Here is a 26,288-nt window from a genome sequence, read left to right as displayed (position 1 = left end):
CTATCAATGTACCACAAGCTAGCAAAAACATCACAATTGTTTGATAAGAAATAATTCCATCGGCTGTTCAAATCCAGGACTTGTCAAAAGTAACCCACCGGCATCTTGGTAACCAAGGTTGCGATAGAAATGCTGTGCCTGCTCGTCGACTTGCGTGGAAGTCAAACAAAGAGCATGGCCGGCTGCTTTTTGCTGTTGTTCCCAATAAGTAACCAACCGTTTCCCAAGTCCCTTGCCTTTATGCGCTTCTGCGATCACTAACATGGTACAAAAAGGAATCGTGTCCCAGAAAAAATTGTAGCGCAGTAACCCTACTGGCTGTTCGTCTGCAACTATTACATAAGCAGTTTTTTCCATTATCTTTTTGGCGAAGACTTCCTTTGGTAAGTGAGTATCCAAAGAAAACCAAAACGCTTGATCTGCAGCTATTGCCGGTCGAATCGTAATCACTGATTTTTCGTCCCTTCCTGCTGTTTTTTTGTCTTATCGTAGAGAAAATGGTCTTTTTTAATCACTTTCCGTCTTTTCGTATTCAGAAAGCAATGCTAAAAAGGCATCGCCATACTTATCCAATTTGTTTTGGCCAACCCCTTTGATCTGTAAAAAATCGATCGGCGTTTTTGGCTGAACTTCCGCCAATTCTCGCAGTGTTTTATCAGAAAAAACGACATACGGCGGCAAATTTTGTTCTTGTGCGAGATTCAATCGTAAGGTGCGCAGTTGATCGAACAGTTCATCATCAACCACTAACTGTTTGACTTTGGTTTGTTTTCTATAAACTTTTGCTTTTCCAAGCAACACATCAATCCCCGCATTGGTCACACTTAACAAAGGGTATTGCCCTTCTGACGGCAAAAGATACCCTGATGCTGTTAAATAATCGATCAGCTGATTGACTTCCTTTTGAGACCAATCTTTCATTAATCCATAAGTTGGTAACTTTTCAAAGCCCCACTGTTTGACTTTTTGGTCGCCAGAGCCCGTTAGCACTTTCCCCACCAAGGCTTTCCCGAAGCGTTCGCCCATTCGTTTCACACATGACAACACTTTTTGTGTATCCACTGTGATATCCACTTGTTCTCTTTCATCAAGGCAATTGCTGCAACGACCGCAATCGGGTCCATCTTCTCCAAAATAACGCAAAATATAGCGCTGTAAGCACAGTTGGGTATGTCCATATTGGCTCATCTCCCGCAATTTCAAGTATTCATTTTGGCGATAAAGAATATCTGATTCGGATTGATCGATAAAGAATTGCTGAATCTGCATGTCTTGTGGAGCATAAAGTAAGATCGCATCACTGGGTTCGCCGTCTCGTCCGGCACGCCCGGCTTCCTGATAATAAGACTCCAAATTTCCAGGTATCTGGGCATGGATCACGAAACGGACATTGCTTTTGTTGATTCCCATCCCGAATGCATTGGTCGCTACCATCACTTGCAGGCGGTCATAAAGAAATTCTTCTTGGAAAAATGAGCGCTCTTCTTCTGAAAGTCCGCCATGGTAATACCCGACGGACACGCGTTCATGTTTCAACAGGTGATAGATCCGTTCCACTTCCTTGCGGGTACTGGCGTAAATGATACCTGATTGTCCTTGGTTCATTTTCAAATACGTTGTGATGTAGGTATCTTTTTGATCCTTGACGACTTGAAAAGCCAAATTTTCCCGAGCAAACCCGGTTTTGACTTGATTTTCTGCCGGAATTGAAAGTAAGTTTTCGATGTCTTCGGCAACTTTGGGTGTAGCTGTCGCGGTAAGGGCAACGATCGTTGGCTTCTGCTCCCAGTTTTCGATCGTTTCGGCGAGTCGCAGATAGCTCGGGCGAAAATCATGTCCCCATTGGGAAATACAGTGGGCTTCATCAACGGCCAATAAAGCGATCGGCATCTGCCGCAATGAGTAGCGGAAAGATTCTGAGTCTAAGCGTTCTGGCGAAACATAAAGCAGTTTGATTCGCCCTTGGCGTGCTTCTTGCAAGCGTTGATTGATCTGTGCTCCTGTCAAGGAAGAATTGATATACGCTGCTGGGATCCCCATATCAACGAGGCTATCTACTTGGTCTTTCATTAATGAAATCAAAGGGGAGATGACCAAGGTCACTCCATCCAGCAAGAGCGCTGGCAATTGATAACAAATGGATTTCCCTCCACCTGTGGGCATGATTCCCAAAACATTTTGTTGTGTTAAAATAGATTGAATAATCGTTTCTTGACCTTCACGAAACTGTGAATAGCCAAAATGTTCTTTTAAGACTGTTTGAATAGTTTGCATAATACCCTCTTTTCCATTTCCTTATTATACGCAATTAAGTACGCAAAGAAAACGGCATTAAGAGAACTTTCGCTTTTTATTCGCTTTTCAATGAAATCAAACAAAGGAGTCTTCTACTATGAAAAAAGTTATGATTATCGGCGGTGGGATCATCGGTTTGACCCTCGCCAATTATCTTGATAAAACCAAATTTGACGTGACTGTCATTGATTCCCTCATCGGTCAAGCAACATCTGCCAGCGCTGGCATCATTTCCCCTTGGTTATCCAAACGCCGCAATAAAAAATGGTACCAGTTAGCACAAGACGGAGCCGCTTTCTTCCCGAAATTGGTACGGGATTTTGCTTTAGATGAATCCATCTATGCCCCATGTGGCACTTTAGTAGTGCGACCAGAAAAGGCGCTTCAAGAACTGGCAGAATTAGCTGAAAATCGACGTAAGGAGGCACCAGGAATCGGCGAAATCGACTTACTGACGGGCTCACAAACCAAAGAGGTATTGCCATTACTAAAAGAAATGCCCTCTTTACGAATCACAGGCGGTGGCCGCTTAGATGGTCAGGCTTATCTTGCCCACTTAAAAGCAAACGCTCAGCAGCAGCAAGTGACTTTTATTAAAAAAAAAGCTGAGATCGTCAGAACCGACAACCATTGGCAAATCAAAACCAAGGATCACTTTCTTGAAACCGAGATTCTTTGCCTGACAGCTGGACCGGGATTACTAGACTTGTTATCACCTTTAGGGTATCAGGTTGATATCCGTCCGCAAAAAGGCCAGTTGCTCTCTTTTGCCACCAACCTGCCGACAAACAGTTGGCCGGTCGCCATGCTAGAAGGCGAAGGCGACTTGATTCCCTTCTCTAATGGTCAAATTTTATTAGGCGCTACTCATGAAAATGATGCTGGTTGGGATTTGACACCTACTGAAGCAGCCCAACAGCAATTGATGACAGGAATCGGTGCTTTCCTTGAAGACCCCGAAGCACTCTTTGCTGCCCCAATGACTATGCGAGTCGGCACACGCGCTTACACCTCTGATTTTGCGCCTTTCTTTGGGGAAGTGCCTGATGAAACGAATTTGTTCGCCGCCAGCGGGCTAGGTTCTTCCGGTTTAACGACGGGACCTTACATCGGTTATCTTCTAGCAAATCGGATCAATGAGGTACATGCGCAACCAACAGACTTCTCGTCCTACACCAAACCGATGACAGAGTATATCAAAAAGCGCCTTTGATAGGAAACCACTAAAAAACCACCAGAACCGTTACGGCCTGGTGGTTGTGCTGTTTGATTCTTGTAAAATTACGGACAATTTCCTAACTACTAGTTAAACATATTCTCCTGTTTCCCAATAATCGAGTAAAACTTCATTAATGATCTCACGATCCAGTGGTTCACGGATATCATCATCAAAGGCATCTTCGATCGGGACATCGCCCACAGCTTTGATACAAACCGGGACGACCGGATTCGGATGATCCTCTGCTGTCAACACTTTTTCAATCTTGATCTTATGTGTCCAATCTGCCCCCATATCATAAATATAGGTCATGGACTTACAATACTGAAAATCTTGGTCAATAGCGGACGCATCCGTTGGAACGGAATTGCCTAAGCCGATCGATTTCGAGCCGGCAATAAACAAATACAAATGTTGATTCATCCACTCAAAGGCAATCTGGATCAAAATATGTAGCTGTTCATAGGTCAGCCCTGCAGGAATAATCAAACGACGCCAAATTGGCGGACGGTATCCTTCTAAATCAATACGGACCTGATAGGCGACCGGCGTATCTGCTGCGTCATCAAAGGCCGTATGTTTTGTTGGAAATGGGACGATTTTTGGCGAGATTGCAGCAATCCGTGGGTCATCAACGGGCAATAGATCATGTTCTTCGGGATCGGTGTCTTTAATCATTGCTAACATCGCTTCTTTCTTTTCAGCTGACCAAAACTGTGGTTTGGACATCCGAGCGAAAAAGATAGGTTGTTTTTCAGCCAATACAAAGGCAATTTCTAGGTATTGCGATTTGGTAATATGCTTTTCTTTATACATGCAGTAATAAAAGTCTTCAATGGCTGTTTTGGCAAACGGAAGAAAATTTAGACTGTACGGTACTTCTTGAGGCAGCATTTCAGTATATACCCATTCAACAAAGACTTTGTCTTTTAGTTTGGTCATGCCGCCATCTGTTTCCGCGCAAAAGATCAAGTAAAAAACAGGATCTAAGTAATGCTCAAGATCGTCGTCACTAACCACACTGGGTCCGCCATACAAATCAACGTGATCCATCATCCGGTCAATCACTTTCGCTAATTTCTTCAATGTTTTTTCCAAAAAAATCTCGCTCCTTCCTATCAAGTTTACTTTGACGAAAAGAGCGAGGATTGTCAATCTTTTTTTAATGGGAGAGCATTTCCTGTGCAATTTCTAATCCGCTCATCCCCGTTGGGTAATAGGTCGGCCAATGCTCCATTTCCTCTAGTAACGCTTCATGACTCTCGTTGCCAAGGTAGATATGGAAATGATGTGAAGCACCTGGTGCGATCATATGGTCGCTAAATTGGATATATTTGAACGCCGCATCTTCATCGGTGCTTTCAAATAAGAAGCGTACGCCACGATTACCAGCTGAGTAGTTCAAAACCTCTTTGCCAGTATACACATACTTAGCTTCTTTCTCAGTACCATCATCAAAAATAAATGTCATTGTATTGTCTGTGATCTTGATCTGAGCAACATCCGTTTGATACCCTGTCGTATAATACTCTTTGTATTCGTCAGCTGTCATTTTCTTGTCCATTTTTGCTTTATAATCAAACACTTGATCCAATGTTCCGTCTTGTAAAAATGGGTAAACGGATTGCCAGTCTCCTGCCCAGTCAGATAAAGGACGGTCTTGTACATCGGCATCCTCAAAGTAGCCGTTATAAACTGTTTTTTCTTTTTCGGCTTCAGCCATTTCTTTGTCATTTGCTACATCGGTGGTTTTTCTCAAGGCATCGCGGTTTTGCTCCATAATTGAAATGTAGTCTTCCCCGTTATCCATATGCTCTTGGGTCAAGCCTTCTAATGGGTTCAAAACAGCTAATTCAACTCCTGCTTCTGACGCTAACGTCCGGGCAATGCTGTCTTTGGCATTTTCTTCAAAATAGATTGTCTGAATGCCTGTTTCTTGAACGAACTCTTTTAGTTCTGCGATCCGTGAAGCGGAAGGCTCTTCACTTGGTGAAAGACCGGAGATCGGAACTTGGGTCAATCCGTATTCTAAAGCTAAATAACCAAAAGCGGCGTGCTGCGTTACAAAATGATTTTGCGCCGGATTGCTAAATGCTTCTTCATACGATTCATGAAGATCTTGTAATTGTGCTAAATAATTTGCCGCATTTTCAGCAAAGGCTGTCGCTTTCGCTGGATAAGCCTCACTCAGCTGGTCACGGATCGCCTCTACTTGTTTCATGGCTAAGCTTGGGGCTAACCAGACATGGGGATCTAATTCATGAGAATGACCATCATCGCCGTGGTCATGATCGTGATCGTGGTCATCGTCACCGGGTAACAGGACCATTCCTTCTGTGGCTTTAACCACTGTCACATCCCCGTCATTTAACGTGGCTTCAATCGAAGGAACCCACATTTCCATGTTCTCATTGTTGTAGACGAAAACATCCGCATCTTGGATCTTTGCCATATCTTTTGCAGAAGGTTCATAATCGTGGGAATCAGTGCCCGCGGGCATCAATAATTCAACCTCCCCTTCATCCCCTACAACTTGACGAGTAAAATCATACATCGGATAAAACGTAGCCATGACCTGAATTTGTTCATTATCAGAAGCAGCGTTGCCTGATTGTTCAGTTGCATCAGAGCCTCCTTGTCCACAGGCCGCCAAAGCTAGGGCTACTGTTGATAACATCGTTATTTTAAAAAACTTCTTCATTTTCAAAATACACTCCTTTTTATTTTTCCATATTTCCTTTTCCTCGGCAAAACACTGATAAATCAATTACAATTTATAAAAACAAAACGTAACGTTTACGTTTTACCATCGGTTTTCTACTTTACACAACTATTTACCCCTTGTCAACAGCTTTTCAAGATGTTTTTTTATATGTAAAAACTTTCATATGTACCACTGCTGATATCATTATTAACTTACTGAATGGATCGGTTGATTCGGCAACAATCGGCAAATGACGAAAATCGCTATCTATTGTCCTTTGTCGCCTCCTGTGCTACACTCGAGGGGTAATTGAATACAAGATTATCCACTAGGGGCGCTTTATGCTGAGATAGACGTATGTCTGGTCCCTTAGAACCTGATTTGGTTAGTACCAACGTAGGGAAGTGGCAGCGCATGATTTTTCGCGTTCCCATTTTTTCTGTCTACGTGTGGATAGAAAAAGGAGGAACGCTTTTTTTGTAGACAGAAAAACCATCGAGAGGAGAAGAGAAAAATGACAAATGAACCAATCGCCTGTGCGGCAGATGGGATCGATATCACGGGGTGCCGAGTTAGCTTGTACCCAATGAAAGACCATTTCGCGCAACAAATTTTAACAAGTATCGAAAAAACGAATACGAGCGCTGTTTGGCAGCAGACCGATCTGTTCAGTACCCTTTTTCGAGGGGAAGCGCCTAGTGTCATAGACGCAGCAGAGGCGCTATTTATCAACGCCTACGAATCAAAGACACACCTCGTGGGTGAGTTTACTTTTTCCAAAGGCTGTCCCGGAGACACTGCGGGTGACACATTCTTGAATGGCGAACAGGCGCAACCCAATAAAGGAAAGAACCTTGCGAATGGTGACTTTTTGGTTGATTGCAAATATTCGTTTTACGTATTTGGCGAAAATCATTATATGGAAGAAATCGCCACGATCGTCCAACTGGCAGAGACTCATGGCTTGAGCCCTCGTTCCGCTCACTATGTGACGATGCTGACCGGATCAGCAAGCCAACTCTTTGCTTATTTTGAAGCCGCATTAGCTTATGCCCATGACCATCTCCCCCACTATGTTCTGGAAGCGACTGTTTCGGTCAATAGCCCTTCAAAAAAGGAGGCGATGCCACATGACTAAGTGGGCTTTGAAAGATGTCATCATGGTAGGAATTGCTTCGTTGATTTTTGGCGTGATCTATCTTGGGGCTGTCCATTTCGGATTGTTGTTAGGTACGCTTCTAACGCCCTTTGGTTTATCTGTCTTAGCCAATGAGTTTATCTTTGGTGTTTGGTTCATGGCGGCAGCTTTTGCCGGATATGTGCTACGTAAGCCGGGAGCAGCTACGATCACTGAAATGATTGCGGCTCTTTTAGAAGTGTTTATGGGAAATTTTTATGGACCTATCATTTTTATTAGCGGTTTTGTACAGGGGATCGGAACAGAAGCCGGCTTTGCATTAGGCCGCTACCGACGCTACGGGTGGTTCCCTTTAGTTACTGGAGCCGTGGGCGCCACGATCACGAGTTTTCTTTGGGGAATCATTCGGTCAAATTTCATTAACCTACAATGGCAGTTGCTGTTGGCGATCTTTCTTATTCGCTTGCTTTCTTCGTTATTCTTTTCAGCCTTTTTAGTGAAGATCGTCTGTGACCACTTGACACGGATGGGGGTCCTCAACAGTTACCCCATTGCTGAAGATCAAACGGTCATCGTCAAACGGAAAACCGCATGAGCCTGTCGGTAAAAAACGGCAGTTTTTTGGTGGATCAAAAGCGACTTGAATTGACTCTGTCTTTGGCCCCTGGTGAAACCAAAGGGATTTATGGTGCTTCAGGAACAGGAAAAAGCACCCTTTTCCATCTCTTAGCGGGACTAAATGAGAAGGGGTTTGATGGAGGGACGTATACGATTGACGGCCAAACGATGAACCAGCTTTCCATCCGGGAAAGAAGCACGTCCGTCAGCTTATTGTTTCAAAATCCTGATATGCAATTTTGCATGGCAACACCTCGAGAAGAGTTGCTTTTCTGTTTAGAGAATCAATGTATACCCCAAAAAGACATGCCAAACAAAGTGGCTGAAGCTTTGGCATTTTGCGAGATTACCCACCTTGCTGATCAACCTTTCACGACCTTGTCTGGTGGTGAAAAACAGCTAGCCGCATTGGCTTGTTGTCTGATATTAAAAAGTCGTTACTTGCTTTTGGACGAACCCTTTGCCAATTTGGATTCGGACACAAGTCAAAAAGTCATACGAAAACTGCAGCAAATCCAACACAAAAATGCTCTTGGTATTTTATTGATCGATCATCAAATCAAAGAGACCGCTAACTGGGTCGATGAGTGGCTGCTGATTGAAAAGGAATTCAGAACGATCAATCAAGCAGCGCTCCGCCAACTTGATCAGCACCTACGCAAGTCGCTGCCGCTTGTGAACATTAAATCGACTTCTAACGAAAAACGGCTTTCATTTCAAAATTTCCGATTACCCATCCGAAACCATGAAATTGTTTTCCCAGATCTTGCCTTTGATAAGGGCTCACTGATTGGAATCACTGGACGTAGCGGCAGCGGCAAGTCTTCGTTTTTAAAAGCTATTTTACAGCAGCAGGCCTATAAAGGGGATATTCTTTTGGCAGGTAAACCAATCAAGAAGTATCCGTCACCTTTTCGCTCCATCAGTTGGATCATGCAAAATCCGCAAGACCAATTTTTGGCAGCTACCGTTGCGCAAGAGCTTAGCCAAGGAAGCGCCCCGACCGAGAGCGACAAACTACTCGAAAAATTGCGTCTGCAAAACAAGAGTGCCCAGTCGCCTTTTCTACTGAGTCAAGGACAGCAACGGCGCTTGGCTGTTGCCTCCTTACTGCAGCGCCCGGTCGACCTACTGCTAGTAGACGAGCCGACATATGGTCAAGATGTCACACAAGCTTGGCAGATCATGGAGCTATTAGCTGCTAAAGCAACCACTGGCACGTTAGTTTTGATCGTTAGTCACGATGTCTTATTGTTGCAACAGTTTTGCTCGCAAATCATTGATTTCAATTGCTATCAAAAGGAGGTCGCAGATGCGTACACTCAATCCCACAGTCAAGTTATTCGCCATTTTAGGACTCGCCTTAGTGGTTTCTTTTCAAAATAATTTCAGATTGAATTTATTGCTCTCTGTCCTATTCTTCGTTATTACTGTAAAAGAGCGCTCCTTGAAAAAAAGTCTTTTGCTCTTTTCTGCATTAACACTGGTAGCTGTAGGGGTCTTTTTCACTGGTCTCCTTTACTATCAAGACCATCAAGGCGCTCCCTCCTCAACGGCAGCTATTCACTATGGGCTTGACATGGCGAGCCGAATCTACTGCTTCGGTATTCTGGGAAGTTCTTTCAGTGTGACGACCACGATCAATGAATTGATTTATTCGCTGCAGCAACAGCTGCACCTGCCTGCCGTTTTTGCGTACGGTCTGCTCGCTGCGTTTCAAATTGCTCCGATCATTCCAGCAGAGTATCAAAACATCCGCAATAGCATGCGTTCCAGAGGAATCTCAGTCAATTCGTTTTCTTTCAAAATGTTGATTCCTTTACTCGTCAAATCCATTCGCTGGTCCGAACTTTTGGCGACGGCAATGCTTTCAAGAGGTTTCGACGGTGAAGGAAAGCGAACTTATGCCAAGACATTTCGAATCACTTTTATGGATACGCTGTTTTTATCCTTATGTTTGATGGTGGGACTTGGCGGAACACTCATCCTATAAAGGGGAAAGAGACAAAAAGACAAAGAAACGTAAGGGTTTCTTTGTCTTTTTTCATTGATTTATTAAGAAGTGATCGTCTTTTTTACTGAACCAGATTTGATTTGGTAAAACGTAACAAACATCGTCGTTGCTAATATATACAAGGCGAAAAGAAGATACATGTTTTTAAACAGCTGGATCGTCGTTTGGTTCAACCAGGCCCCTACTTTGGGAATATAAAATATCGGCTGGCCAATCAATTGACTTTTTTGAATTTCGTTTGGTTCCATCTGATTTTGATTGTCGCCAATGGTGTAGAGCACCGATTGATTTTCCCCAACCGCAACGATTCGCCGCGTCCGCATCTGTCTACCTTGATCAACATAATACGTTACTTCGTTGCCAACCACTAAATTATCTTCAGAAGCTTTTTTTACAAAAAGGAGTGTCCCTTCAGAATATGTCGGTTCCATTGCATCACTAGCAACAATAGCCATTGTGAAACCAAACGCATGTGGGATCACCACAATTAGTACAGACAGCAGCATGAACATCAGTACAAAAAGTGAGAGCATGATACTTTGTTTTGGAAAAAGCTTCATTTTCTATTCTCCTTCTAAACCTCAGTTTCTTTTATGATTCTATAACATAACTCTATTTTTTTCAAATATTTAAAAACGTTTCATTGAATTTTTATACGAAGATTACTCGATTATTATTTGACTTTATTTAATTATTTATATTATGCTAAAGGCGATTAAAAAACAGAGGAGAAAAAGTATGCCTTTTTTAAATAACAAGTTTTTTTTAAAGCGTTGGATTCCCTTCATCCTTCTGGTCCTATTTTTACTGGGAAGTATTGTCTTTTTTCTCGTTCTTTTTTTATTCCCAACTTCTGATATCCATGCAGTGGAGAAAAAGGAAGACTGGATTTTCTATGCTGAGGACAATCCCGAATCTACTTTTATTAGCCGTTATGTGAAACATTTACCTAGTGTAAAAGCGAATGATCGTTTTGTGATGAAGCGAAAAATGACCAACGATTATAAATACCCTACAATGTTACTAATTGGCGATCATCAACACATGACTGTCTATCTCGATGACCAAGAAATTTACACCAACGATGAGCCCAATGATCCACTGACTCTCAATCATCCAGGCAAAACATTGTCTTTTATCACCTTGCCTGAGGATTATGTTGGTAAAACCTTGAAAATATACGTGACTAGTCCTTTTGACACCTATTCTGGCTTCCCAGCAGAAGTCTTTTTTGGCCCTGCAAATGCACTGATCGGCTATGTCTTCAGTCTGTCAATTTTAAATATTTACATTCTTTTATTTACTGGTTTTATTTGTATCATCAATTTATTTTATATCTTAGTTTCTTTTATCAATCAACGAAGGCTGAAAATATCTTCTCTCTTATTCAGCGGCTTTGCCTTAACAGCAGGCTTGGAAGCGGGCTTCAGCGATATGCTTGGTGGACTACTGTTTCCCCCAATCGTCAACTCTGTAATGTTAAATATTCTTTCTATTATTACACCAATGTTTTTGATCGGCTTTTACTGCACGAATATGCATTTTATTCGCAAGTACTACCAGAAATGGTTATACTTCCACTATTCATTCGGTCTGTTAGCGATACTTTTCGCACTTTTCCAAGCACAAAGTTTGCCCGTCATCATGAATTATATGTTCTTGTTGAATATTACCAGTACCTTCGTTACTTCTTTTGCAGCAATTTATGAAGCATTGAAAAAAAATCCTTTTTATGTCATTTGTGCGCCTTGGATCGTGATTGCGGCTATTGGTCATTGTTTCTTGTATATTCAGGATATTTTAGTTTTGCCACAATCTGATATCAATTGGCGTTCGATCATCTTTTTCTTATTAATTATCATTTTTACTTGCTACGGCTTCCTTGAACTCTTTTTTGCCAGCGAGGGTAAAAATAAGCAGATCGATACGGCAGACATCAAAGTGCGTTTATATGAGAACCAACAAGCGATCAGCCCTGAACAAACGTTAAAATGGCAGCAAGTTTTACGAACCATCAAACAAAGAACCCATACCGTCAAGGATATGTTAGAAGATCAGCAGTTGGCAGCGGCCTATGAAGGCCTTAGTGAGATTGAAGAACAGATCAAGCAGCAGTTAACGAGTCCTTCCGTTGAAAAAGAATCACTCACGACGATGCTGCTTGCTAATTATAAACACACAGCTGCTCAAAAAAGGATCACCTTTGCCTGTGATGGCATCATAGAACCACTGGAACAATTGGCGGAAAATGATCGTCTATCCTTGATCGCTCATTGCCTAGAGTACGCCATCCGATACACTTGTGCGGTCACTGATCCTCAAAAGCGAAGACTCGCGTTGAGGGTGAATGACACGAAGGGCCAGTTGCATATCGACTGCCAAATGCCGCTTCTCTCAAATGAAGAAGCAGAAAAACTACAGAACAATGAAACCAAACGACAGGCGATGCAGGCTGACATGCAAATGCTAGAACAACTTTGTTTAGCCTACCAAGGAAGTATCCGGATTGAAGAAACTGACGGGCTTCACCTCTTGCATTTGACACTTAGGGCGAAAATAGATCCGCTGTCTTTCGACTGACCGTCTTGCTACATTAGTTTTAAAGGAGCGATTTTAAGAAAAAGCGAAAAAACTCTTGCTTTTTTCGCTTTTTCGCTTTAGCATGATAAAGAACAGCAACAAGCATTGGAATAGTAGTTTTATGATGGTCTTAGAGAGTCGATGGCAGCTGAAAAATCGACACCCACTGATAAAATGAACCTACCCAATGGCAATGACCGCAAAACGGTCGGTGGAAAGGCCTTATCCTTTACGAGTTGGATTATCCCGATAGATAATCAACAAAGGTGGTACCGCGAAATCCAAGCATTTCGTCCTTTTTTAGGACGAGATGCTTTTTTATTTTTTTAAGGAGGAAAAAGAATGACACAAAAAAATGATTTTACAGAATGGTATATCCAAACGATCCAAAAAGCCGAATTGATGGCTTACTCCCCAGTGAAAGGCTCCATTATTTTCCGTCCTGACGGCTTCGAACTTTGGGAGCATATCCAAGAAGAGTTCAATCGATTCTTGAAAAAAGAGGGCATTCGTAATGCGTACTTCCCAATGCTGATTCCGCAAAATTTCTTTATGAAAGAAGCCGATCATATTGAAGGTTTTGCGCCTGAATTGCCATGGGTCACAGAAGTCGGCAATGAAAAATTGGAAGAACCTTTGGCCTTGCGTCCAACCTCAGAAACCATGATCGGCTCTGCCTTTTCTGATTGGATCAACTCCTACCGTGACCTGCCTTATGAAATCAATCAATGGGCAAACGTCTTTCGTTGGGAAAAGAAAACATTGCCTTTCTTGCGTACCTCAGAGTTTTTATGGCAAGAAGGCCATACCGCTCATGAAAACGAAGAAGATGCACGTCAACGCACCATGAAAATCTTGGATGAATATGCCCGCCTTTGCGAAGAATTCCTAGCGATCCCTGTTTATCGCGGACAAAAAACCCCTTCTGAGCGTTTTGCTGGAGCAGTTGATACTTATTCGATCGAAGCGATGATGAAAGACGGCAAAGCAGTCCAAGCAGGAACCAGCCACTACATGGGGACAAAATTTGCTGAAGCATTTGATATTACGTATTTAACGAAAGAAAACAAGCATGTCCATGCCCACACAACCTCTTGGGGTGTCTCTACCCGCTTGTTGGGGGCCTTGATCATGACCCATGGCGATGAAAATGGGTTAGTTTTCCCACCAACCATTGCACCAACCCAAGTTGTGTTGTTACCAGTCGGTCCATGGAAAAAGAATCCAGCCATCTTAGAAAAATTAGAAGAACTGTATGCCAACTTTAAAGCCAAGGGCATTCGTGTTCGATTGGATGATTCTGATAACTCACCTGGCTATAAGTTCAATGAATGGGAACTAAAAGGCGCTTGCTTGCGAATCGAATGTGGCCCAAGAGATTTAGAAGCTGGCAAAGTGATGGTCAAAGTCCGCGACTTGGCTGACAAGCAAACAGTCGCCCTTGAGCACTTGGAAGCCTTCGTTGATCAAGAACTGCAAGCAATGACCCCACGCTTATTGGCAGCTGCGAAGGAACGTAACAAAGATAATGAGTACACCAACATCGATACATTGGATGAACTAAAAGCCCATATCGAAACGTGCAAACAAGAAGACAAAGTGACTGGCTTTGTTTTGATCGGTTGGGACGGCTCGGAAGAAACGGAAGCGAAAATCAAAGAAGAAACCGGCTTTACTACCCGAAACATTCCGTTTGAAGCACCAATGGAAAAAACAGTCGATATCGTCAGTGGCAAACCTGCCAAGCATACCGTTTGGATCGCCCGCGCATACTAATAGAAAAAACGAAGCAGCCAGATTGAAAAGGCTGCTTCGTTTTTTGATTAATAAATCAATGAAAGAAAATCTTCAGGCGTGATGTTGCCAAAATATTTTTTAACATCAATGTTGGCGATGACTTGTGCCAAATCTTCCTTGGCATAACGAGTTCCGATCAGGGCTTGTTCGACATCTGCAATGTCCCCTAGTCCGAAAAAGTCGCCAAAGATTTTGGCATCCGTGATTTTTCCTTCTGCCACATTCAAACGAACTTCGATGGAGCCGATTGGGAAGCGATGACGGCGTTCAATATCAAAAGCTGGAGATTTACCGTAATTCCAATCCCAGTTGCGATAATACTTATCGGAAATCTCATTGATCTTGACCCAATCCTCTTCAGTCAGTTCATAGGTTTTGACTTCTTCCACGGAATCGACACCAAAAATCTTCAATAAGATTTCTTGACGGAACTCTTCAGTCGTCATGTCTTGCTTCTCTTTTGGCAAGAATGGTTTGATGTTTGTCACTCTTGAGCGGATCGATTTGATGCCTTTTGATTCGATTTTGTCTTTGCGGACTTTCAAGGCGTTGACCACTTCATTGATGTCACTGTCAAACATGATCGTCCCATGAGCAAACATCCGGCCATTCGTTGCGTACATCGCATTCCCAGAAAACTTCATGTCATTGATCACAAGATCGTTGCGCCCTTTTAGTTGCGCCCCTTCAACCCCCATCTCATGCAAGGCTTGGACGATTGGTTTGGTCAGTTTTTCAAAATCTCTGAAAGAATTGCCATCGTCAGGCATAATAAAGCTGAAATTCAAGTTTCCGAAATCATGATAGACTGCACCGCCGCCGCTGAAACGACGAACGACATGAATCCCATGTTCATCCACATATTCCTTATTGATCTCTTCGATCGTATTTTGATTGCGTCCAATGATAATCGATGGTTCATTAATGTAAAAAAGTAAGATGGGTTCATCCACTTTCATTTCTTGAAGAAGAAAAATCTCGATGGCTAAATTGATGCGTGGGTCGTTCAGTTCATTCGGTACAAAAAGCATACTATTTGTTCCTCCTAATTAGATGATTTCTACTATTTTTTGAACAGCCGCCAACTCAACAGGGATTCCATTGGCAGCTAGTGCAGCCTCTTCTCGTAACTGTTCTAAGTCACCATGTTGCGGCAAATGCGTCAACATTAATTTTTTCACCTGCGCTGCATGGGCGATCTCCCCTGCTTCTTTTGAAGTAAAATGAGCCTTGTGCCGCTCATTTCCTGCAAAAAGATAGGTATCTGCCAAGAATAAGTCAGCCCCTTCAGCAAACGGAACGAAAGATTCTAAATAGCCAGAGTCTCCAGTAAAAACAAAGACCTTGCCCGTGCTTTTCTCAACAAATCGCATGGCATAGCAAGTGACTGGATGGATCGTTTTCATAAAGGTAATGGTGAAAGGGCCCAATTCCAACGACTCAGACTGAAGGTAATCAAATCCTTGGGTCACTCCCGGCATCGTCAGACTTTCAAAATGAACCCTGTCCTCCCCATGACCGTAGATCGGCAAAACCTGCCGTTCTTCGTTTTCGGGATATAATTGCCAATAGTATTGTAATACCCCCAGATCCGCAATATGATCGTGATGGTAATGTGTCAAAATCACTGCATCTAAGTCTAAGGGATCAAGGATCTTTTCTAATTGGACCAAGGTGGTACTTCCCGCATCAAGCAGCAAATGAAAGCCATCTGACTCTACTAAATAGCCAGTAGTCCCTTCACCATTATACGGATAGGCACCTAAACAACCTAAGACAGTTATTTTCACATGTGTTTCCTCCTCTTTGGCTCCAGCTGATTTTCTACTTCTTTTATGCTATCACATCTCAGCTGATTTGACTAAAATCCGACCAATTTTTTTGCGAAAAAGGATCAAGAAAATCAGAAAAAAACGACGTCTATTGATGAATCCCTTGAATGAGTGTTCAACTCTATCCTTAAGGAACCATTCCAATGGTACGTCGTCTTTTTTTGCTTATCTGATCAGCGCTCGTTGTTCATTGATCAATTCTTCATAGAATGCTGCGTTGACCGCATACGCATAGGCGTTTGCCCACAACATCCCGATCAAAAGCGCCAAGAAACCCAGAATAAACCAACCAATCAGTGATAACTGCAGCCAAATGTATTGCCCCAGATGCGGCCGTAAGAGAGCAAAGGCTACTTTGATAGACTGAAGAACCCCTAATTCCGGTTGATCATAGCGCAGATAGATTGCTAATTGGATCACACCAGTAACGACTTGTGACAAAAAGAAGAACAAAATGATGGAGAGAAAGGTCCCAATCACAAAAGCGACCGAACCATTAAACATAGCCACATCAACAGAGATTCCCCGATTAAAATTGAATACCAAGTCCAAATACTGATTGAGTCCTGATAAGACAAACTGCGGCAAGAAAATCGCAAAACTCAAAAGATAATTTAAAAGCGCGCTCACTAAATTTAATAGCAAAAACGGTACATACAGACGCTTATCAAAGACTAGAAAAATATCCGCCACCTGGATTCCTCTGCCACGAACTAGATAGAGTGCCATAATACTCAATGCTACCGAAAACGCAAAGAAGACAAAATTGTCCAAGATCAGATCGATCCAGCTCTCTGCATTGTTTGCACCAAAAGAAGTCCCAATACTACTAAAAAGCGAGCTGACCACCGCTTGTACGGCAACCGTCGCTAAAATACTTAAGACGAACATTCCCCAGAATCCGCGCAAGGAGTTTTTAGCCGTCTCACGAATCATTGTGTTTGATCTCATAAGCTCACCTTAATAACTGCGCAATGCTTTAACGGTTTTATCGTCTAAGCGGCGAACCACTTCCGTTACAAGCTTGACTGTATTGAAGTAGTCATCCTCATGAATGACAGAAGTATGAGAATGCAGGTAACGAACGGGCACGGTAATAGCGATCGAAGGGACCCCATCACGAGTCAAATGCATTTGACCAGCATCGGTTCCTCCACCAGTGATCACGGTATATTGGAAAGGAATTTCCATCTCTTCGGCGACATCGATCACAAAATTCAATAATTTCTTGTGAGGAATCATGGAAGCATCGAAAATCAAGACTTGTGGGCCTTTCCCTAACACAGAATCCGCTTCTTTTGGCGTCATTCCAGGTGTGTCCCCAGCAGTACCAGTATCTAGGGCGATAGCGATATCAGGATTCACTAAATGAGTGCTTGTTCGCGCACCTCTTAGGCCAACTTCTTCCATCACGTCACTGCCGGCAAACAAGCAGTTTGGATGTCCTTCTGCTGCCAAGGTTTCTAATACCCGCAGTGATACCGCCGTACCGATTCGATTGTCCCAAGCTTTTGCTAGCAAAAATTTGCTGTCGTTCATCCGTTTGTATTGGATATAAGGGGTGATCATGTCTCCAGGACGGATGCCCCAGCCTTTGGCTTCCTCTTCGCTTGACGCGCCAATATCGATGAACATATCTTTGATATCGTAAGGTTTGTTTCGAGTCTCTGGACTCAACACATGGGGTGGTTTTGAGCCGACGACACCGTGGATCACTTTGCCTTCATTGGTTTTGATCTCCACTTGCTGTGCCAGCATCACTTGCCCCCACCAGCCCCCAAGGGTTTGAAATTCAATAAAGCCTTTTTCTGTGATTTTTGTTACCATAAAGCCGACTTCATCCATATGTCCCGAAATAAAAATTTTCGGACCGCCGCCATCACCAACATGTTTGGCAATGACACTTCCTAAACCATCAAAAAAGATATCTTCAGCAAAGTCTTTGGCATATTCTTTAAAGACTTCACGCACTTCCTCCTCATTCCCAGGAACCCCACGTGCAGTCGTTAGGTCTATTAAAAGCTGTTCTTCTTTTTTCTCCATCTTGCTTCCTCCTTTGTCTCATTGATTATGATTATACCATTCTCTTAATCTGGTGCCAGAGGGAAATACAAAAAGATTGGTTAAACGAAAAAAAACGATCCTAGTTTCCTAGAATCGTTTTATCGTATAAATAGATCAAGTTTCAATAATCCGCAGACACAGCTTGACGGTAATCAAATAGGCAAACAGATAGACGACTGCTGCCACTGCTGCAAACAAATGAGCAACCCAATACCCGGGACTATCGATGATCTGTGTGAAAGTATTGATGGCAAATACCGCATGCAAAATCGCCAATAAGGTGCCAGGCATAAAAATCCAAATGTTTTGCCAGTACACCAACTTGCGCACTTCATTACGGGTGTAGCCTAATTTTGTCAATAGTCGGTAATTGTACTTTTCCCGCTCCGTGTTAGAAAATTGCCGAACGATCAAACTACTAGACGTGGTGATCAAAACGATCACCCCAACAAATAGCGATACGAACAAAATGATTCCTGCTTGTCGTCGCACCCCGCGCATTGTTGTAAAGCGATTGGCTAACGTTAGCCGATATGCGGTCGTCTGACCACTATCACTACTTGAATCCCGAGCGGTCTCTGGATAAAAGCGTACGTTTTTTTGGTCGTCGCTAAATTCATAGGTCAATGGATGCGCCCACTCGATTGGCAGCTCTTCATCCAACAACTGTGTCAGCGCGTCTGTTTGCACCTTTTCGGTCTGTAAATAAGCAATGGTATAGGTGAATCCTTTGATTTGTTGGTACGCCTCATCTTGAATGACAAGGACATTGGGTAAAGAATAGCGTAAAGCACTATCACCAAAATAATCTTGTTCGGCTTGAATGAGTTTAAAATTATGCTGACTGCCGACTTTGACTTCATCGCGATATGTGATAAATGAGCGAGTTACGTCGTATTGACTGTCAAAAAGTACAGCTTGCTTATCAGTACTCAGTCGAATCTCAGGAGCACCCGGAACCAGTTTTCGCAGACGCTGATAATCCGAAAGTGCCACCAGATTCACCATCATATTTTCGACACTTTCATCTTGCAACTCTCCTAGGTAGCGTGTCTGCACCGTCATATTGGTCATTTTGTAGGGAATTGCTTGTTCCGCTGTAATTGGCACATCCGACTTTTCTAAAAGGGTACGCAAGGCCCCTGCCTGCTCTCCTGACACCTGAAAGGAAGTTGGATAGATACGGTTCGTTGCTTGGTAATTCAAAGAGATGACCCCCATTGTTCCCCCTATCAATGAAATCGCGATTGCAGTGATAATCGTCAAAAGGGCGTAGCTTTTCCACGTCCTTTGCAAGTAAGCACGCACGTTATTGTAAGCAATCAACTTCGCCCCTTTGATAAGGCGTTTTTTTGGTTTACTCAAAAAATACAACAGTGCTGGCAAGGAACAATCAAAAAAGAGATAGGTTGCCGTTATACAGCAAAATAGAATCAGTAAAGGGATCCATAGAATCGCTGAAAAATCTTGCGTATACGTGATATAGTTGGTCCATGTTTCCCTTAGGGTCAATGACAGATAATACCCTACCCCAAGTAAAATCAGACCTAGGACCCCCATCAATGTACGAAACGGAGTCATTTTCATTTTTTTGATCGGTAAGCGGTATTCGGTCTTGATCAATTCACTCATTGGGGTACGCCAAACAAAAAGGATCACTTGAATACTCAATATAATCATTGCGGCGATAAAGACAAAGACCGTCGAAAAAATCGATTGCGGTGAATTAAAGAAATGACTGGTCAAATTTAGGCCCATCGCCCGAATCAAAATCATTGAGAAGAATTTTGAAAAAATAATTCCCATAAAGATACCGGTCACTAGAGAGAAAAAATTTAGTAAAAACGTTTCCCGTAGCAACAGCCAAGCAAGACGACCTTGCCGCAACCCCAAAAGCTGGTAAACACTGATTTCTTTTTGTCGCTGACTAAGAAAAAAATGATTGGCACTCAGCATAAAAAACAAGACGACAAAGGCAACCACACTGCTGCCGAATCCTAAAACCCCTTCAATGCGGATGTCTTGCTGGACCCGTTGATTCAGCAGACGATCATTCATCAAGGCGTTAAAGGAATAAAAAATCATCACGGCGGTCATCATACAAATAAAATACACCATATAATTGCGAAACTGCCGCAAAAAACTCCGCCAGCCGATTTTAAACAACATGGCGCGGACCGCCTCCAATCGTAGCCTGCATATCGATGATTTTTTCGAAAAATTCCTGACGGCTGCCTTTTTTGACAACTTCCGCAAAGAAGACACCATCGCGAATGAACAGAATCCGATTGCAGTAGCTGGCGGTAAAAGGATCGTGGGTGACCATCAAGATCGTCGTTTTTTCTTGTTGATTGATTTGCGCTAAATACCGTAACAATTCTGTTGCCGCTTTTGAATCAAGGGCTCCCGTGGGTTCATCAGCAAAAAGGACCGCCGGACGACTGATGATCGCCCGAGCAGCAGCGACCCTTTGTTTTTGCCCTACAGACAATTCTTCTGGGTAGCGATCCAACAAGTGTTCGATCCCTAACAAATTGGCCGTCTCCTCGATACGTACTTGGGTTTCCTTCACGGGCAAGCGATCAATCGCTAAAGGCAGCAAAATATTGTCTCTGGCTGTCAATGTCTCTAAAAGATTAAAATCTTGAAAGATGAAGCCAATCTGCTGACGGCGAAAATCGCTGAGGGCTTTTTCCGACATTCGGGTAATGTCTTTGCCATCGATATAGATCGAGCCTAAGCTAGGTCGCATGATTGAAGACAAAAGATTCATCAAGGTCGTTTTCCCAGCACCGCTTGGCCCCATGACCCCAACAAATTCTCCTTGATCCACTGCAAAAGAAAGGTTATCTAATACTTTGGTTTGATTGAAACGGGTGCCGTAACTTTTTGTCAGATGCTTCACATCGATCATATTTTTCACACAGAACCCTCCTTTAAAAAAATTCTCTCCTTATGGTAGCATACTTTATCATTGAATACTTCTGCTTCAAAACAGAGAAAAAATAAATTTAAAAAAGTTTTTATTCATTATGTGAAACATGGAACAACCAAATCCTTAATCTTATCAAGTTTTCTCGGAAACACCTAAATGAATATACACCATATATTGTGTATATCCAAAACACAAACCCTTTTCGACTACTATATATAGTTGCTCATTTCTACAATTTGTTTTATTATATTGTGGAAGATAAGGAGTGGTAGAAATGATGAACATTAAGAGAAATCCTGAGCAAGGGTTGGAAAGACAGTCCGCTTTGCGTCAGTTAAAAATCGTAAAACGTGATGGACGGCTTGTCGATTTTGATGATCAAAAAATTTATGATGCGTTAGTGAAAGCCCTGAGAAAAATCAACGGTGAGCTTTCTCCCATCGACCACGAAAAAATCACCGAGATCGTTGACAGTGTCGATCACGAGATCGCGGAACGTTTTCGTACAAATGTAAAAATCTATGAGATCCAAAATATCGTCGAGCATATCTTGTTAGCAAAGAACGAGTATGCCTTGGCTGAAGAATATATCAACTACCGGACCCATCGTGATTTCGAACGCAGCAAAGCAACAGACATCAACTTTACGATCAATAAATTGATGAATAAAGATCAATCGGTCGTCAATGAAAATGCCAATAAGGATAGTAACGTGTTCAACACACAACGTGATTTGACCGCTGGGATCGTAGGAAAATCGATTGGTTTGAAAATGCTGCCTCCTCACGTGGCAAATGCCCACCAAAAAGGCGACATTCATTACCATGACTTGGATTATCATCCATATACCCCAATGACTAACTGCTGCCTAATCGATTTTAAAGGCATGCTAAATAATGGGTTTAAAATTGGGAACGCCGAAGTGGAATCGCCAAAATCGATCCAAACGGCCACCGCTCAAATCTCACAAATCATTGCAAATGTAGCATCGAGTCAATATGGTGGCTGTTCTGCTGATCGAACAGATGAATTATTGGCTCCTTTTGCTGAGTTGAATTACCAAAAACATTTAAAAGATGCCGAAGAATGGATTGAGACACCCGAACGTCGGGAAGCTTACGCGAAGAGCAAAACCCGCAAAGATATCTACGATGCAATGCAAAGTCTAGAATACGAAATCAATACGTTATTCACCTCTAACGGACAAACGCCGTTCACTTCCCTTGGCTTTGGTTTAGGAACCAACTGGTTCGAACGGGAAATTCAACGAGCGATTCTCCAAATTCGCATCAACGGGTTAGGCAGTGAAAAGCGTACTGCTATTTTCCCGAAATTGATTTTTAGTATTCGCCGTGGGGTCAACTTGGCACCTACCGATCCGAACTATGATATTAAAGAACTGGCTTTAGAATGTGCCACTAAACGGATGTATCCGGATATTTTGAATTATGATAAATTGGTTGAATTGACTGGCAGCTTTAAAGTGCCGATGGGCTGTCGTTCTTTCTTGCAAGGCTGGAAAAACGAACGTGGTGAAGAAATCAATGTCGGTCGGATGAATCTAGGTGTCGTGACATTGAATATTCCACGGATCGCCTTAGAAGCAAATGGCGATCAAGAAAAATTCTGGTCACTGCTGGAGGACCGTCTGCAAATCGTTAAAGATGCCCTTGTCTATCGAGTGGAACGCTGTAAAGAAGCGAGTCCCGCCAATGCGCCGATCCTTTATATGTATGGGGCTTTCGGTGAACGTTTGGATCGCAAAGACAATGTCAACGAATTATTCAAAAACAAACGTGCCACTGTTTCGCTTGGTTACATTGGTTTATACGAAGCTGCTTCGGCTTTTTACGGTGGAACTTGGGAACAAGACCCAGAAGCAAAGGCCTTTACGATGGCGATCGTGAAAGAATTGAAAGCTCATGCCGATGCCTGGGGCGATGAATACGGCTATCATTTCAGTGTGTACTCGACCCCTAGTGAAAGCTTGACCGATCGTTTCTGTCGCTTAGATACCGAAAAATTCGGTGAAGTTGAAAATATTACCGACAAAGAATATTATACCAATAGCTTCCACTATGATGTGCGGAAAAATCCGACACCATTTGAGAAACTTGATTTTGAAAAGGACTATCCAAAATACTGTTCTGGTGGCTTTATTCATTACTGTGAATATCCAGTCTTGCAGCAAAATCCAAAAGCGTTAGAAGCAGTTTGGGATTACGCATATGATCGGGTCGCTTATCTTGGAACAAATACCCCTATCGACCACTGTTACGAGTGCGGATATGAAGGAGACTTTAATCCAACCGAACGAGGCTTTGAATGTCCACAATGTGGCAATCACGATCCAAAAAGTTGTGATGTTGTCAAAAGAACCTGCGGGTATCTTGGAAATCCTCAAGCTCGCCCGATGGTCAACGGTCGTCACAAAGAAATCTCTGCTCGGGTCAAACATTTGCAAGAATAATCATAAAAGGAGTGTTAGATTTCTTCTACACTCCTTTTATCGAACAACCCCTGTAATTCACAATAGAAAGAAGTTTTCTTATGAGAAATCCTAAGCCCCAAGAATGGAAAGCAAACGAGTACAGTCAAAATTATATCGCTGATTACAAAGCCTTCAACTTTGTGGACGGTGAAGGCATCCGAAATAGTTTATATGTGAGCGGCTGCCTGTTTGCTTGTGAAGGCTGTTTCAACAAAGCCGTCCAAAACTTTCGCTACGGCACACCTTTTACCCAAGAGCTAGAGGATCGAATCATTGAGGATCTGCGACATGACTATGTTCAAGGACTGACCCTCCTAGGCGGCGAACCTTTCTTGAACACGACGGTCTGTCTGAAAGTTGTTGATCGCGTTCGCGCCGAATTTGGTCATAGCAAGGACATTTGGAGCTGGTCAGGCTACACTTACGAAGAACTGCTCTTGGAGACCCCTGACAAACTAGAACTTTTATCCAAAATTGATATTTTGGTGGACGGCCGTTTTGAACTCAGCAAGCGAAACCTAAACTTGCAGTTTCGTGGTAGCAGCAATCAACGAATCATTGATCTTGCTGCATCTCGAGAACAAGGAAAAGCGGTTATCTGGGCAAAGTGCAAAGATGCTGAAGCAAGTTACGAACAAATCAAAAAACAAATTTAACGACTCAAAACACCGTGCATCTTGAGATGACCCCAAAAGTTAGACCAAAAAATCGAACTTTTGGGGTCACCACATCTTCCTTCAAAGATGATGCACGGTGTTTTTTTTGTTATATAAAAATCAATGACCAAGCTTTTTAAAGGTACTTACTTGCTTCACGAACCGTCAAAGGCGCCAGACTTTTTTGATGGCGTAGAAGAAAATCTTGGACCCACTGAGGATTCGTCTTGGCATAGTCTCGCAAGCTCCAGCCAATGGCTTTGTTGATAAAGAATTCAGAACTCCCCAAATTGTTGACAAGGATCTCTTCAAGGAATGGTCGATCCGTCTGTTCTTTTTGCAACAATTGGTGAAGAATCGCCATTCGCCGTAGCCAAAGATTATCCTCAAGACTCCAACGAAGCATCTCAGCCTTTAACGCTGGCAGTCGGCGAATAAGCTTTCTGACGACCTCACTTAGTGCGTCCACGCTATCCCACCAAGATTTCGTTATGACTAACTGTTCAATTTTTGCTAGATCAACGGCTGATAAAAAGGGCTCCAGCGCCACTAAATAATCAATCGCAAGGTACTGGTGTTCCCGATAGCTGCTTTGCCAACATTGATCGATAAATTCCCAATCGATTCGTTTCATTTGTTTTGCTACTTTAAAGGCTGCTTTTTCCTGCTGACGGCGCAACGGTGTAGGGATGCCTAAAAACTCAAACTGATGCCGCATATAGGCGGCCATTTTTTCACTTCGTTCTTCATCAGCCAAAGCAATCATCGTTTCATATACTTGATAGATCGTCATATTGGTCCTCCTTTTTAGGTCTACTGATCGTCAGATGTTTGCCATAAAGGCAGTACGATATTTTCATAGGTCAGAGGATCGAGATTTGTGACGGTGATTCCCAAAAGACGAATGCCTTTTTCAAGACCTAAAATCTCTTCCCAAATGAGACTGGCTTCCGAAAATAACTGTTCTTTTTTATGAACGTAAATCGGCAAAGTCACTCGTTTAGTGATCGTAGAGTAATCACTGTAACGGACTTTCAACACGACTGTTTTGCCATGTTTCTGTGTGCGCTTTAGTGATCTCTCAACTTCTTCTGCGATGGCGCGTAATTGACTTAAGACTTGTTCTTCACTCGTTAATGGATTGCCGTATGTATGCTCCTTACCGACTGATTTTCGTTCTCTGGTCACACTGACTGGTGAATCATGGATTCCTCTAACTTTACGATACAAAGAATACCCCATTTTGCCAAATTCGCGGATCAACGCCATCTCACTCCAAGCGTATAGATCTGCTCCTGTAAAAATGCCTAACTCATGCATCCTGGGGACAGTTTTCTTCCCGATCCCATGAAATTTATCGATGGGTAGTTGTTGTAAAAAGGCCACTGCCTCATCCGGCATCACCACTGTTAACCCTCGTGGTTTATGATAATCCGAGGACAATTTTGCCAAAAACTTGTTGTAACTGACGCCTGCCGAACAAGTCAAATGGGTCTCATGCCAGATGTCTCGCTGAATCAGACGAGCGATCTTAATTGCTGAAGGACAGTTGATTTTGTTCACTGTGACGTCCAGATACGCTTCATCAATTGAAACTGGTTCGATGATGTCGGTGTATCGGTGAAAAATTTCTCTGACTTGCTGGGACACTTCACGATACTTTTGATGATTCCCCGGTTTAAAAATCGCTTGCGGACAAAGCTCGTAGGCTTTTTGTGCGCTCATTGCCGAATGGATGCCATATTGTCGCGCCAGATAATTCGCTGTCGTGACCACTCCTCGGCCGCCGGTATCACTTGGGTGACGGGCAATGACAAGGGGATGCTTGGCCAGCTCAGGATCATCCCGTTCTTCCACCGAAGCAAAAAAAGCATCCATATCAATATGAATAATTTTGCGGCTCGTATCATTTTTTAAGGGAAATTGCAGTTCCGACATCGTTGCT

Annotated in this window: 22 protein-coding genes, 1 riboswitch and 1 other annotated feature; of the genes, 9 read left to right on the top strand and 13 right to left on the bottom strand. The window is 42.8% G+C overall.

Features of this window, described 5'->3' with window-relative positions:
• Nucleotides 1-30: 30 nt before the first annotated feature.
• A complete protein-coding gene (locus IGI92_RS06705; protein ID WP_430608339.1) occupies nt 31-450 on the bottom strand; it encodes a GNAT family N-acetyltransferase in 420 nt (139 codons plus the stop codon).
• Between the two features lie 57 nt (nt 451-507).
• Complete coding sequence (gene recQ, locus IGI92_RS06700; RefSeq protein WP_005236551.1) at nt 508-2,274, bottom strand: DNA helicase RecQ; 1,767 nt, start codon at nt 2,272-2,274, stop codon at nt 508-510.
• Nucleotides 2,275-2,392: 118 nt separating this feature from the next.
• Between recQ and IGI92_RS06695 the strand changes: the two genes are divergently transcribed.
• Nucleotides 2,393-3,508, top strand: a complete 1,116-nt coding sequence (locus IGI92_RS06695; RefSeq protein WP_430608338.1) for an NAD(P)/FAD-dependent oxidoreductase — start codon at nt 2,393-2,395, stop codon at nt 3,506-3,508.
• Nucleotides 3,509-3,601: 93 nt separating this feature from the next.
• Here IGI92_RS06695 and IGI92_RS06690 read toward each other — a convergent pair whose 3' ends face one another.
• Together IGI92_RS06690 and IGI92_RS06685 are read right to left on the bottom strand one after the other, a co-directional pair.
• A complete protein-coding gene (locus IGI92_RS06690; protein WP_008381564.1) occupies nt 3,602-4,612 on the bottom strand; it encodes a plasmid pRiA4b ORF-3 family protein in 1,011 nt (336 codons plus the stop codon).
• A gap of 64 nt (nt 4,613-4,676) precedes the next feature.
• Complete coding sequence (locus IGI92_RS06685) at nt 4,677-6,215, bottom strand: metal ABC transporter solute-binding protein, Zn/Mn family (protein ID WP_430608337.1); 1,539 nt, start codon at nt 6,213-6,215, stop codon at nt 4,677-4,679.
• A 323-nt stretch (nt 6,216-6,538) separates the two neighbouring features.
• Nucleotides 6,539-6,638: riboswitch (TPP riboswitch) on the top strand.
• A 94-nt stretch (nt 6,639-6,732) separates the two neighbouring features.
• Between IGI92_RS06685 and IGI92_RS06680 the strand changes: the two genes are divergently transcribed.
• From IGI92_RS06680 to IGI92_RS06665, 4 genes are read left to right on the top strand one after another with little or no spacing between them, the layout of a single operon-like run.
• Nucleotides 6,733-7,356 (top strand): YkoF family thiamine/hydroxymethylpyrimidine-binding protein, encoded by a 624-nt coding sequence (locus tag IGI92_RS06680; RefSeq protein WP_005236559.1) that lies wholly within the window; start codon nt 6,733-6,735, stop codon nt 7,354-7,356.
• A complete protein-coding gene (locus IGI92_RS06675) occupies nt 7,349-7,951 on the top strand; it encodes an ECF transporter S component (RefSeq protein ID WP_005236560.1) in 603 nt (200 codons plus the stop codon). Before IGI92_RS06680 ends, IGI92_RS06675 begins: the two co-directional genes overlap by 8 nt.
• Nucleotides 7,948-9,360, top strand: coding sequence for an ABC transporter ATP-binding protein (locus tag IGI92_RS06670; RefSeq protein ID WP_430608336.1), 1,413 nt, complete (start codon nt 7,948-7,950; stop codon nt 9,358-9,360). Before IGI92_RS06675 ends, IGI92_RS06670 begins: the two co-directional genes overlap by 4 nt.
• Nucleotides 9,287-9,967 carry an energy-coupling factor transporter transmembrane component T gene (locus IGI92_RS06665; protein ID WP_430608335.1) on the top strand — a complete coding sequence of 227 codons (681 nt, stop codon included), beginning with the start codon at nt 9,287-9,289 and terminating at the stop codon, nt 9,965-9,967. The genes IGI92_RS06670 and IGI92_RS06665 overlap by 74 nt, the downstream gene beginning before the upstream one ends.
• Nucleotides 9,968-10,029: 62 nt before the next feature.
• On the opposite strand, the gene IGI92_RS06660 is transcribed toward IGI92_RS06665, so the two are convergent.
• A complete protein-coding gene (locus tag IGI92_RS06660) occupies nt 10,030-10,548 on the bottom strand; it encodes a signal peptidase I (protein ID WP_016613282.1) in 519 nt (172 codons plus the stop codon).
• 178 nt (nt 10,549-10,726) lie between these two features.
• Between IGI92_RS06660 and IGI92_RS06655 the strand changes: the two genes are divergently transcribed.
• A complete protein-coding gene (locus tag IGI92_RS06655; RefSeq protein WP_254907491.1) occupies nt 10,727-12,568 on the top strand; it encodes a hypothetical protein in 1,842 nt (613 codons plus the stop codon).
• A gap of 96 nt (nt 12,569-12,664) precedes the next feature.
• Nucleotides 12,665-12,869: a binding site (T-box leader), on the top strand.
• A gap of 41 nt (nt 12,870-12,910) precedes the next feature.
• Nucleotides 12,911-14,344, top strand: coding sequence for a proline--tRNA ligase (gene proS / locus IGI92_RS06650; protein WP_016621221.1), 1,434 nt, complete (start codon nt 12,911-12,913; stop codon nt 14,342-14,344).
• Between the two features lie 47 nt (nt 14,345-14,391).
• On the opposite strand, the gene IGI92_RS06645 is transcribed toward proS, so the two are convergent.
• The 6 genes from IGI92_RS06645 to IGI92_RS06620 form a co-directional block, all read right to left on the bottom strand.
• A complete protein-coding gene (locus IGI92_RS06645; RefSeq protein ID WP_005236575.1) occupies nt 14,392-15,396 on the bottom strand; it encodes a lipoate--protein ligase in 1,005 nt (334 codons plus the stop codon).
• Between the two features lie 18 nt (nt 15,397-15,414).
• Nucleotides 15,415-16,155 (bottom strand): MBL fold metallo-hydrolase, encoded by a 741-nt coding sequence (locus IGI92_RS06640; protein ID WP_005236590.1) that lies wholly within the window; start codon nt 16,153-16,155, stop codon nt 15,415-15,417.
• Between the two features lie 207 nt (nt 16,156-16,362).
• Entirely contained in the window at nt 16,363-17,148 is a 786-nt protein-coding gene (locus IGI92_RS06635; RefSeq protein ID WP_430608333.1) for a DUF975 family protein, read from the bottom strand.
• Between the two features lie 9 nt (nt 17,149-17,157).
• Complete coding sequence (locus IGI92_RS06630) at nt 17,158-18,240, bottom strand: M42 family metallopeptidase (protein WP_008381585.1); 1,083 nt, start codon at nt 18,238-18,240, stop codon at nt 17,158-17,160.
• Nucleotides 18,241-18,375: 135 nt separating this feature from the next.
• Nucleotides 18,376-20,430 carry an FtsX-like permease family protein gene (locus IGI92_RS06625; protein WP_005236604.1) on the bottom strand — a complete coding sequence of 685 codons (2,055 nt, stop codon included), beginning with the start codon at nt 20,428-20,430 and terminating at the stop codon, nt 18,376-18,378.
• Complete coding sequence (locus IGI92_RS06620) at nt 20,420-21,184, bottom strand: ABC transporter ATP-binding protein (protein WP_005236606.1); 765 nt, start codon at nt 21,182-21,184, stop codon at nt 20,420-20,422. Before IGI92_RS06620 ends, IGI92_RS06625 begins: the two co-directional genes overlap by 11 nt.
• A gap of 286 nt (nt 21,185-21,470) precedes the next feature.
• On the opposite strand from IGI92_RS06620, the gene nrdD reads away from it, so the two are divergent.
• Complete coding sequence (gene nrdD, locus IGI92_RS06615; protein ID WP_005236607.1) at nt 21,471-23,666, top strand: anaerobic ribonucleoside-triphosphate reductase; 2,196 nt, start codon at nt 21,471-21,473, stop codon at nt 23,664-23,666.
• Nucleotides 23,667-23,746: 80 nt separating this feature from the next.
• A complete protein-coding gene (nrdG, locus tag IGI92_RS06610) occupies nt 23,747-24,343 on the top strand; it encodes an anaerobic ribonucleoside-triphosphate reductase activating protein (RefSeq protein ID WP_005236608.1) in 597 nt (198 codons plus the stop codon).
• Between the two features lie 136 nt (nt 24,344-24,479).
• Here the strand turns inward: nrdG and IGI92_RS06605 are convergent, their stop codons facing one another.
• The gene (locus IGI92_RS06605; RefSeq protein WP_430608331.1) at nt 24,480-25,136 is read right to left on the bottom strand and encodes a DNA alkylation repair protein; all 657 of its coding nucleotides are present in this window, start codon (nt 25,134-25,136) and stop codon (nt 24,480-24,482) included.
• Between the two features lie 20 nt (nt 25,137-25,156).
• Entirely contained in the window at nt 25,157-26,281 is a 1,125-nt protein-coding gene (dinB, locus tag IGI92_RS06600) for a DNA polymerase IV (protein ID WP_005236610.1), read from the bottom strand.
• Nucleotides 26,282-26,288 lie beyond the last annotated feature (7 nt).

Origin of the sequence: Enterococcus sp. DIV2379, from assembly GCF_050542965.1 — a bacterium.
In the GTDB taxonomy this organism is placed as follows: domain Bacteria; phylum Bacillota; class Bacilli; order Lactobacillales; family Enterococcaceae; genus Enterococcus_D; species Enterococcus_D entomosocium.
This window is presented reverse-complemented; position numbering and strand designations above follow the sequence as displayed.

Excerpts from the sequence above, each read along its gene's own strand:
- recQ (WP_005236551.1), bottom strand. The coding sequence starts at position 2,274 with ATGCAAACTATTCAAACAGTCTTAAAAGAACATTTTGGCTATTCACAG.
- IGI92_RS06695 (WP_430608338.1), top strand. The coding sequence starts at position 2,393 with ATGAAAAAAGTTATGATTATCGGCGGTGGGATCATCGGTTTGACCCTC.
- IGI92_RS06685 (WP_430608337.1), bottom strand. The coding sequence starts at position 6,215 with ATGAAGAAGTTTTTTAAAATAACGATGTTATCAACAGTAGCCCTAGCT.
- IGI92_RS06680 (WP_005236559.1), top strand. The coding sequence starts at position 6,733 with ATGACAAATGAACCAATCGCCTGTGCGGCAGATGGGATCGATATCACG.
- IGI92_RS06675 (WP_005236560.1), top strand. The coding sequence starts at position 7,349 with ATGACTAAGTGGGCTTTGAAAGATGTCATCATGGTAGGAATTGCTTCG.
- IGI92_RS06670 (WP_430608336.1), top strand. The coding sequence starts at position 7,948 with ATGAGCCTGTCGGTAAAAAACGGCAGTTTTTTGGTGGATCAAAAGCGA.
- IGI92_RS06665 (WP_430608335.1), top strand. The coding sequence starts at position 9,287 with ATGCGTACACTCAATCCCACAGTCAAGTTATTCGCCATTTTAGGACTC.
- IGI92_RS06660 (WP_016613282.1), bottom strand. The coding sequence starts at position 10,548 with ATGAAGCTTTTTCCAAAACAAAGTATCATGCTCTCACTTTTTGTACTG.
- IGI92_RS06655 (WP_254907491.1), top strand. The coding sequence starts at position 10,727 with ATGCCTTTTTTAAATAACAAGTTTTTTTTAAAGCGTTGGATTCCCTTC.
- proS (WP_016621221.1), top strand. The coding sequence starts at position 12,911 with ATGACACAAAAAAATGATTTTACAGAATGGTATATCCAAACGATCCAA.
- IGI92_RS06645 (WP_005236575.1), bottom strand. The coding sequence starts at position 15,396 with ATGCTTTTTGTACCGAATGAACTGAACGACCCACGCATCAATTTAGCC.
- IGI92_RS06635 (WP_430608333.1), bottom strand. The coding sequence starts at position 17,148 with ATGAGATCAAACACAATGATTCGTGAGACGGCTAAAAACTCCTTGCGC.
- IGI92_RS06630 (WP_008381585.1), bottom strand. The coding sequence starts at position 18,240 with ATGGAGAAAAAAGAAGAACAGCTTTTAATAGACCTAACGACTGCACGT.
- IGI92_RS06625 (WP_005236604.1), bottom strand. The coding sequence starts at position 20,430 with ATGTTGTTTAAAATCGGCTGGCGGAGTTTTTTGCGGCAGTTTCGCAAT.
- nrdD (WP_005236607.1), top strand. The coding sequence starts at position 21,471 with ATGATGAACATTAAGAGAAATCCTGAGCAAGGGTTGGAAAGACAGTCC.
- nrdG (WP_005236608.1), top strand. The coding sequence starts at position 23,747 with ATGAGAAATCCTAAGCCCCAAGAATGGAAAGCAAACGAGTACAGTCAA.
- IGI92_RS06605 (WP_430608331.1), bottom strand. The coding sequence starts at position 25,136 with ATGACGATCTATCAAGTATATGAAACGATGATTGCTTTGGCTGATGAA.
- dinB (WP_005236610.1), bottom strand. The coding sequence starts at position 26,281 with ATGTCGGAACTGCAATTTCCCTTAAAAAATGATACGAGCCGCAAAATT.